Below are 14189 nucleotides of genomic sequence, written 5' to 3'. Positions count from 1 at the left end.
AGAGGAGGTAAAGAATGGGCGCCGAGGTGCCGCGTCGGGCGCGGCACCTCGGCGCGCGGTAGATCAGCCGGCGACGGGCACGGGCTTCGGCTCGGGCATCTCCTCGGACTCCTTGATGCCGAACTTGCCGTAGAACCGGGCCAGCGGACCCGGCGCCCACCAGGCGGAACGGCCCATCAGCTTCAGCACGGCGGGCACCAGCAGGATGCGCACGATGGCGACGTCCGCCAGGATCGCGAACACCATGCCGACGCCGAACAGCTTCATCATGAGCACACCGCTGGTGGCCATGGCGGCGAGGGGCACACACATCAGCAGGGCGGCGCTCACGATCAGACGGCCGATCTTCTGTAGCCCGGAGGCCACCGCGGCCTTGCTGTCGCCCAGGGTGTCGTACTGCTCGCGGATCCGGGAGACGAGGAAGACCTCGTAGTCCATGGAGAGTCCGAAGATCAGGGCGAACAGCATGATCGGCATGTTGGGCTCGATGTTGCCCGTCGAGTCGAAGCCGATCAGACCTTCGAGGTGACCCTCCTGGAAGATCCACACCAGGACGCCGAACGTGGCGGACAGCGACAGCAGGTTCATCAGGATGGCCTTCAGCGGCAGCAGCACCGAACCGAAGGACAGGAACAGCAGGATGTACGTCGCCACCGCCATGTAGAGCAGCATCCACGGCAGCGTCTTGCCGAGCGCGTCCAACGTGTCGTCGAACACGGCCGTCTGGCCGCCGAAGTAGGCCTTGGCGCCCGCCGGGGGCGGCACGTCCTTGAGCCGGTTCACCAGATCGCGCGACGGACCGGAGACCTCGGGACCGTCGAAGGTGACGGAGACCCGGGCGGTCGTACCGGTGGCGCCGGTGATCTTCGCGCCGGTCGCGCCCTCGGTCCGGCCCAGCCGCTCGGCGTAGGCCTGTAGGGCGGCGCCCTGCTCCGGGGACGTGGCCTCCGTCTTCAACACCAGCAGGGAGTCGATGGACTTGATGGCGTCGCTGTCGAAGTCCCGGTCCAGGGCGTTCTGGACCTGTCGGCCCTCGGCGCTGTTCGGCAGCTGCCGGGCGTCGCTGATCCCGAACTCGATGTTGCGGAACGGCGCGGCGAGCGCGAGCAGGATGGCCAGCGTGCCGATCGTCACGAGCGCCGGACGGCGCATCAGACCCTGCGCGAGGCGGTACCAGGCACCCTGGCCCTCCTGGCGCGGCGCCTTGTTCCGGCGGCGCAGCGACAGGGCGTTGACCTTCGAGCCGAGCAGGCCCAGCGCCGCCGGCAGGGCGATGATCGAGAAGAAGACCGACAGCACGACCGCGGCCACGCCGCCGTACGCCATGGACTTCAGGAAGCCGAACGGGAAGAAGGTCATTCCGGCCAGCGCGACCGCGACCGTGATGCCGGAGACCATGACCGTGCGGCCCGCGGTTGCGACCGTGCGGGCCACCGCCTCCTCGCCGGTGTAGCCGCGCTCCAGCTCCTCGCGGTAACGGCTCACGATCAGCAGGCCGTAGTCGATGGCCACCGCGAGACCCAGGATCGACACCAGGCTCATGGCGAACACCGACACATCGGTGAACTGCGCGATGACTCGCAGTACGGCCATCGAACCCAGGATGGCCAGGCCGCCGACCAGCAGCGGGAGACTGGCCGCGGCCAGCCCGCCGAAGACGACGACCAGCAGGATGAACAGCACCGGGAAGGACAGGCCCTCGGCCGCGCCGAGGTCCTTGCCGATCTCGTCACCGGCCTGGTGACCCGTGGGCACCGGACCGCCGCGCTCGGTCTCGAGTCCCGGTGCGGCGAGCTCGTCGGTGATGGCCAGGTAGGACTGTTCCTTGGCGTTGTCGCTGTCGCCGCGGAGGTTGAGGGTCACGAAGGTGGCGTGCCGGTCATGGCTGACCTGAGCCGGCATCTTGGTCATCCAGAAGGTCGAGTACCCGGTGACCGACGACTTCGGCAGGGCCTGCACGGTCTCGGTGACCGACTTCTGGAAAGCCGGGTCGTCGACCGTGCGCTCCTTGTCGCGGTAGACGATCACCGCGTCGGGTGCCCGCTGCGGGAAGGCCCGCTCGGCCAGCTGCGCCGCCTTGCGACTGTCGGACCCCGGGTTCTCGAACCCGCCGGGCTTCATGTCGCCGAAGACGCCGACGCCGTAGAGACCGGACAGGACGGCGAACAGCAATGTCAGGACCAGGAGCGGTTTGCGCCTGCGGAATAGGAATCGCCCCAGCGCCTCGAACATGGTTCTCCCTAGGGGTAGTTGGCGAGCGCCGCACGCCGGCCGGAGACCGGCGACGCGAAAACCGTAACAGTGTTTTTATTGCTCGCTCCAGGCCTATTGCACACTGTCTAACCCGGCGAACTCATGGTTACCCCACATGACCTGCGGCTTTGTGCTGAAAAAAATTCTTGCCAAGGGCTTGCGCTCGGCTGGGGCGCGTGATCTGACAGCAGGCTGACGCGATGTCAGTGCCCTTTCACAACGCCGTTGTCATACTGTTGGGGGATGGCCAGGCTCAAGACACATGACGAAGCGCTCCGGCTGCGGCTCATCAACCGCGCGGCCGCCACGGTCTTCGACCGGGGTACCGCCGCGCTGAGCCTTCGGCAGCTCGCGGCGGAAGCGAAGACCTCCACCACCGCCGTCTACTCGCTGTTCGGCAACAAGGCGGGGCTGCTCGCCAGCCTCTACGAGGAGGCCGCGCGGCTCTTCGTGGTGCGGCTGGCCACCGTCCGTTCGACCGACGACCCGGCGTACGACGTGATCCGCCTCGGCGTCGCCTATCGCGACTACGCACTCGCGAATCCACATCTCTACGCCATCCTCTTCGCGGACAGCCTCGGCCAGTTCGAGCCCGAGGAGGAGGGGCAGCGCGAGATGGTGGAGATGTACCAGCCGCTCGTCGACGCGGTGCGCCGCGGGCAGCGCGACGGACAGTTCACCGCCGAACTCGCCCCCGAGGTAGTGGCGTTGACCTGCTGGGGAACCGCCCACGGGCTGGTGTCCCTGGAGCTGTCCGGCAACGAGCCGCCCGGACTGCTGATCGCCGACACCTACGAGCGGATGCTGCGCGCCGTGGTGACCGGGTGGCGGGTCGACCAAGGACAGTAGAGCCCGAGGCGGGGCCGGCCTGCCTCGGCGATCGTTCGCAGACGCACAACAGGCCCGGAAGGTGACTCCGGGCCTGCTGGACGACGACGGGCGGTTCAGTCCGAGATCACCACGCCCTCGGCACGCAGCACCGTGACGCCCTCGCGGCTGCCCGTCCAGCGGCCCGACTCGCCTTCGGGACGCAGGCGTTCGACCCGCTGGGCGCCGGGTGCAAGGACCAGGCGGTGGACGGACAAGGTGCCCGCGGCGGTCCTCGGGGCATCGCGGTCGGCCGCGCGCACGAGCGCCTCGACGGCCGCGGGATCCACCGTGGGGGCGGGCGGGAAGGGCACGGTCCACAGGTCGGCGGGATGAATCTCGGGCACCGTTTCCTCGCCCTCCGGCACCTCGGGGTAGACCACGCCGGCCCAGTCGAGCAGGCCCGCGGACGGCTGACCCGAGCCCGCCACCGGCCCGTCGGACCCGCCGTCCGGCAGATCCGCCCCCGGCTGGTCGCCGTAGACCAGCGTCACCGAGGCGACGTCCCTTCCGGCACCGTCGCGAACGGCGACGTCCACGCACCACTCGCCGTCGCGCCGCACTCCCCGCGCCTCGCGGTGCAGGGTCAGGGACTCACCGGTGAACCGCAGCCCCGCGAGCGACACCCGCAGGGCGCGCAGCTCGCGCAATTGCAGCAGGGGCCAGCCCTCGGGCACCACCCAGTCACCGGCCGCCACCAGGTACTCCAGCACGACACCGACCGGGACGGCGAGGTCCGCACCGACCCGGAACTCCGTCAGACACGGATGGCGACGCGCCGCAAGGCTCAGTGAGGTGCGCAGCGTACGGAAGATCTCGTACTCCTCGACCTCACCCAGATAGTGGTCCAGCGCGTGCAGCCGGGGCAGGTCGGGGTGGCCCGTGAGCCTGCCGAAGCCGCGCAGCTGACCGGGGGAGAGGACGGCGCCGATACGGCCCAGGAAGACCGCCTCGTCGGTGTGCCCGCAGGCCAGCTCGGCGGCCCACAGTCGCGCCCCCTCGGCGGGGTCGAGGGTGGAGACGTACCGCACGGCCGCCGCGTAGTTGGCGATCACGCCGAGCCGCTCCCACGTCGGCCAGCACAGCGTCTGCACCGGCAGCCCCAGGTTGTTGCGCGCCCAGAAGCCGAGCCTGGCCAGCGCCTCGTTGCCCGCGGCGTAGTCGATCTGCCCGACCATGCCGCCCATGCGGCCGGCCAGCGAGCCGACGTTGCTCAACAGCCGCAGCCGCGCCAGGCGTTCGGGCCGGGCGAGGACGGCGGTGACCAGGTTGGCGAAACCGGTGACCTTCACATCGACGGTGCGTACGACGTCGTCGGCCGACTTCCGGTCGAAGCGGGCCGGCTCGTCGATCCCGGCGTTGTGCACCACATGGGTCGGCCCGTCGCCCAACGCGGCGAAGACACGCTCGACCTGCTCCGGATCCGTGCAGTCGCACCGCAGGTAGTCCACGCGCAGCCCGTCGGCCGCCGCGCCGGCGAGGTTGCGGTGCACGGCGCGGTTCTCCTCGGCCCGGCGCACCTCGCGACGGATCTCGGCCAGCTGTTGCGGAGTCCTGCCGGTGGCGAGCCGCTCGCGGCGCCACCGCGCGAACTCCTCGTCGTCCAAGGCGAAGATCCCCTCCGGCCGGGGGAGCTCGCCGCGTCCGGTGACCACGACCCGACAGCCGAACGTCTCGGCGAACGCGCGAGCCGCCGCGAAACCGACACCGCGGGCACCGCCCGTCACGAGCACCGTGTCGCCGGGACCGGGGGCCGCGCTGGCGCCGGTCGGCGCGGCCGGGGCGGGCCGCCCGGCGAGCACATGACGCCGTCCCTCGCGGTAGCAGACCTCGAAGTCCTCCGGGCGCGCGTACTCCCGGGCGACCGCCTCGGCGATCACCTCCGGCTCGGCCCGGTCGACGTCCACCACGACGACTCCGGCGGCGGGCAGTTCACGGGGCAGGCACTTGGCCAAGCCGGCCCAGATACCGCCGAGCGGCTGCGGCACCCCTCCTGCGCCGTGGCCGCCGAGCCCGCCGAGGTGGGTGACGGCCATATAGACGTGGTGGCCGTACCGGCGCTCGGCGGCCCAGTTCGCATACGCGCCGCGCACCGCCTCGGCGGTGCGGGCGAGCGCCCGGCGCCATGACGTGTCCCCCAACTCATAGGCCGTGCCGACCACGTTGAGGTCGACGATGCCGTCCCAGTCGCCGTCCGGCGGCTCGGCACCGGGGGCGTGCACCAGCACGCGTGCGCCCCGCCGCTCCAGCGCGGCGCCGACCGCGTCGACCAGATCCCGCTCCTCACCCACCAGCAACAGCGTCCGACCGGCCGGCGGAGCATCCGTGCCCGGGTCAGGGCGCGGCGCCTCCACGGGCTCCCAGACGAACCGGGTCACGGGGCGCACGAAGGCGTCGGGGTCGAAGGAGGACAGGTGCGGACGCAGCGCGGGCCAGTCCCGAACAGCCGTCTCCGGTACGGCGGTCGATGTCATCGCCGGCGCTCCTCGGCCGTCACCCGGATGCCGTTCTTGGGGAAGAGGGTGATGTACGCGCCGTTGCGGGGAGCGTCGTCGACCAGGGTGAGCCGGAAGCGGCCGTGCACCGTGGCCACCGCCTGGCGCAGCAGCTCCAGTCCCATCCGCTTGCCGATGCACTGCCGGCGTCCGCCGCCGAAGGGGACGTACGCCGACCTGTCACGCCCGGCGGAGGCGTCCGGCGCGAACCGCTCCGGGGCGAACGTGTCCGGGTCCTTCCACTGTTCGGGATTGCGGTGCGCGGCGTACACGGAGATCAGGACCGGTGTGCCGGCGGCGATGCGGCGGCCCGCCAGGACGTCGTCCTCGATCGCCTGCCGGGGGAACTGCCACACCGGCGGGTGCAGACGCAGGGCCTCGTCGACGGCCCGGGCCGTGTACGTCAGGGAGTCGAGGTCGTCCGACGTGGGCCGGCGCGTCCCGCACACCCCGTCCGTCTCCTCCTCCACCCGGTCGCGGACCTCCGGGTGCCGGGCGACCTCGTACAGCGTCCACGTCAGGGCCAGGGCGGTCGTCTCCACCCCGGCGAGCATGAGCGTCACGAGGTTCGACCAGAAGGCGTCCGCGGGCAGGTCGGATGCGCGGATGAGGGCGGCGACCTCGCCTCCGGAGCCCTGGTCGGCGTCCCAGGCCGCGGTGGCGATGACCCGTTCCAGGGTCCGCCGAGCCCGCCGTACCCGACGCCGGTACGGCGTGGGGACGAACGCGGGGGCCAACTTCTCCAGCGAGCCGACCTCCTTGAAGATCGCTTCCAGCGCGACACTCAGCGCACGCGCGAACTCCCCGCCCTCCTTCGAAAGATCACGTCCCACCAGGGCATGGCCGATGACCCGGCAGGTGAGCCGCATCGACTCCGCGTACAGGTCGAACGCGCGGCCCGTGCGGGCGTGTTCGGCCCAGCGGTCCGTCAGTTCGGCCAGGGCCGCGTCGGTCTCGGCGGACCGCGCGGCGATCGCGTTCGGGGCGAAGGCGGGGTTGACGACCTTGCGGTGCTCGCGCCAGTCGGCGTCGTCCAGCGTCAGCAGGCCGTGGCCCATGAACAGCCGGAACGCCTCGTAGTAGGCGCCCCGGCAGTAGTTGTCCGCGTTGCCCTGGAGGATCCGGCGGACCGCTTCCGGGTCGGTCACCTGCACGGTGGGGTTGTGCGGGACCATCGGCAGCTTCACCACCGTGCCGTGGGCGGTCTGCGCCTTCACCGCGAAACCCGGAGGGTCGGCGGCGTACAGGATCGTGGACCCGACCACGGGCCAGGCCAGCGGGAGGCCGGTGGGCCCGTCGGGCTCCGGTGGCGGGGCGTCGCCCGCCAGGGCTCCGGTCACCGGGCAGCGCGGGACCGCCTCGGTGTCGCCGCCCTGCGGTGTGCTCCGACGCGTCATGAGGTCGCCTCCTGGGCCTGCGGTGTCGCCTGGTGGGCGCGGGCGGCGTCCCGTGGACGCTCGCGGTAGGCGCCGGTGGTCTGGTGGACATGGCCGAGGACCACCCCGGTCATGTCCTTGATCTGGAGCACCACGTCCCCGGCCGCCGTGACCGCCACCGCCCGGTTGGCCGCGCCGCTCTCCAGATCGAGGCGCGCGGGCAGCGAGTACAGCTCCACGCGGGTTCCGGCGGCGGCCAGCGAGGCGTCGCTGTGGCCGCCGTACAGGTCGATGCGGCGGATCGTGCGCGGTACGGCCAGCGGGGTCCAGTCCCCGCCGTGGCCCGGCAGTTCGGCCCGGTCCAGGACGCAGACCCGCGCCAGCCCGTCCAGCAGGACGGAGGGCACGACCAGACCGGAGAACCAGCGGTCGATGCCGGCCCGGTCGGGGGAGTACCGGGCGCGCCGGCCGCTCGGGTGGGTGCGGGTGCCGGACGTGGAGACGAAGACACCGCTCAGCAGCACCGCGGGATTCGGCACATGGTAGGGATCGGCCAGCGGTTCGGCGCCGTGGTCGTCCCAGTGCTCCCAGCGCGGGGCGGCGACCGGCTCGTCGCGCAACCGGACCCGAGCGCTGAAGTGCCGGCGGTCCTTCACCAGCAGCCGTCCGTCCGGCGCGCGGACGTCACCGGTCACCTCGACGGCGACCACCGACTCCCTGGGCCCGTGGGAGAGCAGCCGTGCCGTCGTCTTCTTGACCTCCTCGCGATCGGCCTTGTAGACGCGCAGGAACGACTCCAGGCGTACGTCCTCGATCACCACCGGAACCCGGCCGGGCACGAGGTGCATCGCGGCCTCCGCGGCGAGTTCGGGCACGAACGTGCCGGGCAGCGTGGCGTGACCGTCGACGACGTGCTCGCGCAGATAGGCGTCGCGGTCGAGTCCGAAGCTGCGCACGACGGTCAGCCGGCCGGGGCCGCGGTCCACGATGTCGTCGACGTAGAACTCGGGCCGCCGGGGGGACGGCGCGGCGGGCGGGCCGCTCGGCGCGGCCGGCACTCCACGGCAGAAGTCCAGGTAGCCCGGCGCGGCCGCCTCGATGGCGGCGCGTTCCGCGGCGCCGAAGAACACCGTCACCGGCGCCTGCCGCCCGTGGTGCGCCAAGTCCAGTTCGTGCAGGAAGTGATCGACGCCCTCGGCCGTGGGCATGGCCGTGAACTGCGCGCTCTTGGCGAGGAAGGTCCGCATGAGCGGCGTGGCGCCCAGGCCGACATCGCGCCACAGCGTCCAGCCGAGGGTGAACTCCCGGGTGCCGTGGGAGGAGTGGTGCAGGGCGGCGGTGTTGAAGTAGTCGTTGGCGGCGCCGTAGTCGGTCTCGCCGGTCTGGCCCGTGAAGCCGACGAACGAACCGAAGTTGCACCACAGGCGCGGCTGCCGGCCGGCGAACGCCGCCTTGAGGTGGGCGTACGTACGGACCTTCAGGTCGCGCACGGTGCGGAAGTCCTTCAGCCGCTTCTGCTCCACCGACGCCGCCCGGTTCGTACCGGCGATGTTGAGCAGCAGGTCGACGCCGCCCTCCGTGTCGGTGATCCGGCGGACGGCGGCGTTCACCTCGTCCGCGTCCCGCAGATCGCAGCGGTGATAGGTGACCCGGTCCGTGCCGCACAACTCCCGCAGCGTGGCGAGCGTGGCGCGGACCTCACGGGCGGAGCCGAGCCGGTCGTAGGCCAGGTTCGCCTCGCGCACAGTGAGCCGCTCGGGCCCCGTGGTGCGGGCGCGGATGAAGTCCTTGCGTTCCAGCCGCGCGTCGGCCTCGGCCGAGTCGGGGTCGGTGGAACCGAGGATGTGCAGCCGGGGCCGGTCGCGGCGGGCCAGGGCGACCAGCAGCTCGGCGCCGATGCCGCGGGCGCCGCCGGCCGCGACCACCGCGTAGTCCCCGGTGCCCGACCGCGTGTCGGCGCGCTCGCCCGGGTCGGTGACGGCCTGCCACAGCAGCCGGGTTCCGCCGGCGTAATAGACGACGGGGAGCAATTGCTCCGTCACCGTTTCACGGGCGGCGTCCGGCTCGGCCGTGACCAGGTCCCGTGCCTCGTGCACCACGGCCACGACCGAGGTGTCCGGCCACTCCAGCGCCAGGCTCTTCGCGAACCCGGTGAACAGCCCCGCGCACGGGTGCGGGACCCGCGCGCCGTCGACTCCGCCGAGCACCACCACGGCGAACGACTCCGGCCGGGCCGCGCGCTCGACACATGCCTTCGCCGTGCGGAACACGGCGTCGTGCAGGTCGAGCAGTGCCTCGGAGGGGGTGGCCTGATCGGCGCGCAGATCGACCAGGACGCGGATGTGGCGGGGCCGGACCCGCGCGATCGTGTCCTCGAGCGTGTCGTCGAGGGGGACCGGCTCCACCCCGCGGACGTGGTTGCCGGTGTTCGTCAGCAGGGCGGTCCCGGCCGGGAAGAGGTCCGGTGCCGGGGCGTCGGCGCGGGCCGGGGTGGGTGCCGGGGCCAGCCGCAGGACGTGCCGGTCGAGGAGGTGGGGCTCGGCGGGGCCGACCGGTTCGTGGCCGTCCCCGGGCGCGGGCGCGGTCGCGGGGCGGTCGGCGCGGCGCAACGTCAGCCGGCGCACCGGACCGCCCGGGCGCACCGGCCGCTCCAGGACCGCCGTCCCGGCCGTCGCGTCCGCCCGGGTGAGGAAGGCGATCAGTTCGCGGGCGCCCTCGGCGCCCAGGAGGGTGGTCTCCCGATGGGCGGCGGTCATGCGGCATCGCTCCTTTCGATGACGGCCAGCACGGGCAGCCCGGCCTCCTCGGCGAGGGAGCGGCGCGTCACCACGAAGAGGAACGCCCCCTCGCCCGCCGGACGCCCGTCCGTGTCGTTCCAGCCGGGCAGCGCCGCGCCGTTGACACCGGCGACCAGCGCCACGTCGATCTCCTTGAAGCCGAGATAGAGCCCGGCCACGTCGAAGGCCTCCAGCAGCGAGGCCTCGCCCGCGTCGACGGTGAGGCTGAGGCCCCGCAGATCGAAGTAGTTGCACAGCCGGGCGGCGATCACATTGGGCATCTCGCCCGGGAAGGAGTCCTCGGTGGGCTCGGCGATCAGACCCGTGGCCCGTTCCCCGAGACGCTGGAGGAACTTCGCCGTCACGGCGGGCTCCTCGGCACCCGCCACGGCATGGGCGATCTCGTCCAGGTAGGCACGGGTCTTGTACAGCAGCGCGTTGCGGGTCGCGCCGGTGTGCCCCACCACGACACCGGCCGTGAGCCGCCGGTTCAGGCAGAACTCCCGTACGGGTTCGTCGAGTTGCTGCACACAGCGGACCAGCATCAGCTGGGTGCGGTCCGTGGTGCGCGCCGTCGGGGGCGGCATCCGCAGCTCCTGGAAGGGCGGCACGGGGTACACGGCCCCGAACGACGCCTCGGGGACGGGTCCTCGGCCCGCGGCCCAGGACGCGACCGCCGTGGCATCCGGCTCACCGGGCAGCCGGGACGACCAGCCGACCACGACCAGATCCTCGTCCACGGGGGCGGGAACGGCGATCGGGCCGCCGGACCGCGCGGCCGACCGGTGGTCCTCGGTCAGGATCAGATGGGCGTTGGTGCCACCGAAGCCGAAGCCCGAGACGGCCACCCGGCGGGGGCGGTCCGGCCGGGCCGGCCACGGCACCGGCGCCTCTGGCACACGCAGCGCCCCGGACAGCGCGGTGAGCGCCTCGGGCAGCCGCTCGAAGCGGTACTGCGCCGGGATCGTGTCGTGCCGCAGCGCGAGCAGCGCGTGGATCACGGAGACCACACCGGCCGCCCAACCGCTGTGCCCCACAAGGGACTTGTTCGAGGTGACGTAGGTCGTGCCGTCCCCCGCGTAACGCGCGTGCAGACCGGTGAACTCCGCCTCGTCGCCGGCCGGCGTGCCGGTGGCGTGGGCGACGATCCAGTCCACGTCCCGGGCGTCCAGCCCGCCCCGGTCCAGGGCGCGTTCGACCGCGAGCTCCTGACCGGCGGGCGCCGGAGCGTAGATCGCCTTGCCCCGGCCGTCGGCCGACAGCCCGATCGCCGAGAGCAGCCCGAGGACCCGGTCCCCGTCCGCCCGCGCCCGCGACAGCCGCTTCAGTACGACGAGACCGGCGCCGTCGGAGAACAGCGCACCGTCCGCCCCGGCGTCCAGCGCCCGCACCGCGCCGCCCGCCGACAGCCCGTTGAGCTTGGCGAACAGCACCGAACCGCTCGGCGCCAGCGCGAACGAACCACCGCAGACGGCGACATCGCTGTGCCCGGACAGCAGATCGCGCACCCCGAGGTCCATCGCGTAGAGCGAGGAGGAGCACGCCGTGTCGACCATGTGCAGCCGGGTGCCGGCGGGCAGGATGCCGGCCATCGCGTCCTCGCCCACCCGGTGCGGGAGATATCCCGCCGACGGGTCGTCGCCGCGGTGGAAGCGGCTGCGCAGCGCGGCGCCGAGCGGCCCCTCGACGGCGTCGTCGCCGTCCTCGGCCAGCGTGTCCAGCGCGGCCCGCAGGACGAAGGCCTCCTCCAGGTGCTGGCTGCCGTCGGGGGTGTAGCCGACGCAGAACGAGAAGCGGTCGGCGGGACGGCGGTGCACGCCCTCCAGAGCCTGGTGCAGGCTGTGCCGAAGCCACAGGGTGGTGTGGTCGAGGCCGGCGGTGGCCGGGCCCTCCTCGCGCAGCCGTTCGTGCGGCTCGAAGGACGTGATGAAGCCCGAGCGCCGCTGGTAGGTCTTGTCGGGCGCGGCGCGGTCCTCGTCGTGGAAGCGCGCGATGTCCCAGCGGTCGGCCGGCGCCTCGACGAAGAGCTCACCGCCCTCGAGCAGCAGCCGCCAGAACTCCTCCGGCGAGGACGCGCCGGGGACGGCGAGGCCCATGCCGACCACGGCTATGGGGTCGTCCTCGTCGGCCGGTGTCTCGTCCCGCGTGGCCTCCGGAGCGCCGGCCGGCTCTTCGGCCGGTTCCTCGGCCGGCTGCGGTACCCGCGGCGGCCGGTCCGGGGTCGGGGACATCGCCGAGCGCAGCAGCGTCAGGCCGCCGTCCGCCAGCAGGGTCTGTCCCGTGACCCAGCCGGACCGCTCCGAGGCGAGGAAGAGGACGACTTCGGCGAGGTCCTCGGGGCTGCCGAGGCGAGCCAGCGGGGTGGCCGCGACGGTGTTGGCGCTGACGTCCTCGAAGGCGGGGAACATCTGGCCCACGGGGTTGTCGATCAGCCCGCAGGACGCCGCGTTCACACGGATGCGGTCCTCGGCCAGCTCCGCGGCGAGATAGCGGGTCAGCGACTCCAGGGCGGCCTTGGAGATGCCCACCGGCAGGTAGTTCGCCGGAGCCGTGACCGAGCCCAGGGAGGACAGGTTGACCACGGCGCCGCCCTGCCCGGCGGCGCGGGCGAGCAGCGGGCGGGCGTAACGGGCGCACCACAGCGGGCCCTTGACGTTCGTGGCGAAGGTCCGGTCGAGCAGTTCCTCGGTGATCTCCTCGAACGGCACGAAGGAGCCCGCCGCGGCGTTGTTGACAAGGATGTCGAGACGGCCGTGCTCCTCACCGATCTCGGCGAACATCCGCTCGACCTGAGCCGGGCGGGCGACCGAGGCCCTCACCACCCGTACGTCGAGGTCCCGTTCGGCCAGCGCACGGGCCTGGTCCTTGGCGGCGTCGTAGGAGTGGAAGCAGTTGAGCAGCACGGTGGCGCCGCGCTCGGCCAGCCGCTCCACGATCACCCGGCCGACGCTTCCGGCGCCCCCGGTGACGAGGGCGACGCGGCCGGCGAACTCCCCCCGGCCCAGGGTCGGATCGGCGCTCATCGGGCGGCGGGGGCGAGGGTGCCGCTGGTGACACCGGTGGCGACGAAGTCGACGACCTTGCCGAAGGTGTCGTAGTCGGCCACGCGCAGCCCGCTCGGGGGTGCTCCGAGGCCGAAGCGGTCGCCGAGGCGGCTCAGCAGCTCGGTCTGCTTCACGGAGTCGACGCCCAGGTCGGCCTCCAGCAGGACGTCGTCGGTGAAGACCTCCTGGGGGTACTCCATCGCCTCGGCGTACAGGGCCCGTACCCGGCCGGCGAGCTCGTCGCGGTCCACCGGCGCGGGCGCGGCGGCCGCCGGGGCCGCAGCAGCGGGGGCCACCTGGGCGACCGGGGCCGCAGCGGGCGGTGCGGTGGCGACCGGACCGTCCGCGACCACGGGGGTCCCCACCGGACGGGCGGTGGCGGCACCGGGTCGGCTCAGCGGATCCCGCAGTGCGGCGGCTGCCGCCGCGAGGCCCGCCTCGTCGTCGCGGCCCGCGAGCGGTGCCATCGTGTGCACGCCCGGCAGGGCCGCCTCGGCGAGGCTCGTCAGCACCCGCCCGGCGCCGGTCTCGACGAAGGTCCGCGCACCGGCGGAGTGCAGCGCGGCGAGGGACGTGCGGAAGTCGACCGGGGTCACCAGGTGCAGGGCGAGCAGCTCGGCGAGGTCGTCGCCGTCGCGGTAGAAACGGCCGAGGATCGGCGAGTACACCGGCACGGTGGTGTCATGGCGCTCGAACCCGGCGAGCCGCGCGGCCAGTTCCCGTCGTGCGCCCGCGAGCAGCGGATTGTGGAAGGGGTGCGGGGAGCGCAGCGGCGTCGCGGTGACGCCGAGCTGCCGGGCGATCGCCTCGGCCGTGCCGAGGGCGTCGGCGGGGCCGGAGAGGACGGTCTGGTCGGTGGCGTTGTCGACGGCCACCACCAGACTGGCGTGGTCGATCAGGGCCACGAGCCGCTCGGCCCGGTCACGGCCGCAGCGCAGCGCGAGCAGCGAGCCGCCCCTGCGGTCGTGGGCGCGTACGACGGAGATCCGCTCGCACAGCACCGCGGTGGCGTCGGCCAGTTCGTAGGCGCCCGCGCAGGCCAGCGCGGCCACTTCGCCCAGGCTGTGCCCCATGTGGACCGAGGGGCGCCCGCCCTCCTCGGTGAGCAGGCGGTGGGTGGCCACCGAGGTGGCGAAGATCGCCAACTGGAGGATGTCCGGAGCCTGTTGGAGCAGCGCGGCGGGACTGGGCGGCGAGGGTTGGAACAGGAGCGAGGACACCTCTTGGCCGAGTCGCTCCTTGGCGACCTCGTCCACCACCTCGAAGGTGCCCCGTACGGCGTCCGTGCCGCGCTCCCAGAGGCCCGCGAGGGCGCCGGCACGGTAGGCGCCCTGTCCGGGGAAGAGCGCGACGGTCAGATCCAGGTCTCGGTTCATG

7 protein-coding genes are annotated in these 14189 nt (G+C 72.9%); 1 reads left to right on the top strand and 6 read right to left on the bottom strand.

Annotation, left to right across the window (positions count from 1 at the left end; translation table 11 throughout):
* Window positions 1–63: 63 nt before the first annotated feature.
* On the bottom strand, window positions 64–2232 hold the full coding sequence (locus ACIQWG_RS13175; RefSeq protein WP_404094172.1) for an MMPL family transporter: 2169 nt from the start codon (window positions 2230–2232) through the stop codon (window positions 64–66).
* Window positions 2233–2496: 264 nt separating this feature from the next.
* Between ACIQWG_RS13175 and ACIQWG_RS13170 the strand changes: the two genes are divergently transcribed.
* Complete coding sequence (locus ACIQWG_RS13170; protein WP_404094170.1) at window positions 2497–3102, top strand: TetR/AcrR family transcriptional regulator; 606 nt, start codon at window positions 2497–2499, stop codon at window positions 3100–3102.
* A 95-nt stretch (window positions 3103–3197) separates the two neighbouring features.
* Here ACIQWG_RS13170 and ACIQWG_RS13165 read toward each other — a convergent pair whose 3' ends face one another.
* Genes ACIQWG_RS13165 through ACIQWG_RS13145 form a run of 5 tightly spaced genes read right to left on the bottom strand, consistent with a single transcriptional unit; the run spans window position 3198 to window position 14188 of the window.
* Complete coding sequence (locus ACIQWG_RS13165) at window positions 3198–5594, bottom strand: SDR family NAD(P)-dependent oxidoreductase (protein ID WP_404094167.1); 2397 nt, start codon at window positions 5592–5594, stop codon at window positions 3198–3200.
* Window positions 5591–7012, bottom strand: a complete 1422-nt coding sequence (locus ACIQWG_RS13160; RefSeq protein WP_404094165.1) for a cytochrome P450 — start codon at window positions 7010–7012, stop codon at window positions 5591–5593. Before ACIQWG_RS13160 ends, ACIQWG_RS13165 begins: the two co-directional genes overlap by 4 nt.
* Entirely contained in the window at window positions 7009–9747 is a 2739-nt protein-coding gene (locus tag ACIQWG_RS13155) for an SDR family NAD(P)-dependent oxidoreductase (protein ID WP_404094163.1), read from the bottom strand. Before ACIQWG_RS13155 ends, ACIQWG_RS13160 begins: the two co-directional genes overlap by 4 nt.
* Window positions 9744–12791: an SDR family oxidoreductase gene (locus ACIQWG_RS13150; protein WP_404094161.1), complete on the bottom strand. Its 3048-nt coding sequence runs from the start codon at window positions 12789–12791 to the stop codon at window positions 9744–9746. Before ACIQWG_RS13150 ends, ACIQWG_RS13155 begins: the two co-directional genes overlap by 4 nt.
* Window positions 12788–14188: an acyltransferase domain-containing protein gene (locus ACIQWG_RS13145; RefSeq protein ID WP_404094159.1), complete on the bottom strand. Its 1401-nt coding sequence runs from the start codon at window positions 14186–14188 to the stop codon at window positions 12788–12790. The genes ACIQWG_RS13150 and ACIQWG_RS13145 overlap by 4 nt, the downstream gene beginning before the upstream one ends.
* Window position 14189 lies beyond the last annotated feature (1 nt).

The sequence above is a fragment of the Streptomyces sp. NPDC098781 genome (assembly GCF_044759995.1).
Taxonomy (GTDB): domain Bacteria; phylum Actinomycetota; class Actinomycetes; order Streptomycetales; family Streptomycetaceae; genus Streptomyces.
The sequence above is the reverse complement of the archived record's forward strand: the minus strand, read 5'-3'. Positions and strand labels throughout refer to the sequence as shown.

Excerpts from the sequence above, each read along its gene's own strand:
- ACIQWG_RS13175 (WP_404094172.1), bottom strand. The coding sequence starts at position 2,232 with ATGTTCGAGGCGCTGGGGCGATTCCTATTCCGCAGGCGCAAACCGCTC.
- ACIQWG_RS13170 (WP_404094170.1), top strand. The coding sequence starts at position 2,497 with ATGGCCAGGCTCAAGACACATGACGAAGCGCTCCGGCTGCGGCTCATC.
- ACIQWG_RS13165 (WP_404094167.1), bottom strand. The coding sequence starts at position 5,594 with ATGACATCGACCGCCGTACCGGAGACGGCTGTTCGGGACTGGCCCGCG.
- ACIQWG_RS13160 (WP_404094165.1), bottom strand. The coding sequence starts at position 7,012 with ATGACGCGTCGGAGCACACCGCAGGGCGGCGACACCGAGGCGGTCCCG.
- ACIQWG_RS13155 (WP_404094163.1), bottom strand. The coding sequence starts at position 9,747 with ATGACCGCCGCCCATCGGGAGACCACCCTCCTGGGCGCCGAGGGCGCC.
- ACIQWG_RS13150 (WP_404094161.1), bottom strand. The coding sequence starts at position 12,791 with ATGAGCGCCGATCCGACCCTGGGCCGGGGGGAGTTCGCCGGCCGCGTC.
- ACIQWG_RS13145 (WP_404094159.1), bottom strand. The coding sequence starts at position 14,188 with ATGAACCGAGACCTGGATCTGACCGTCGCGCTCTTCCCCGGACAGGGC.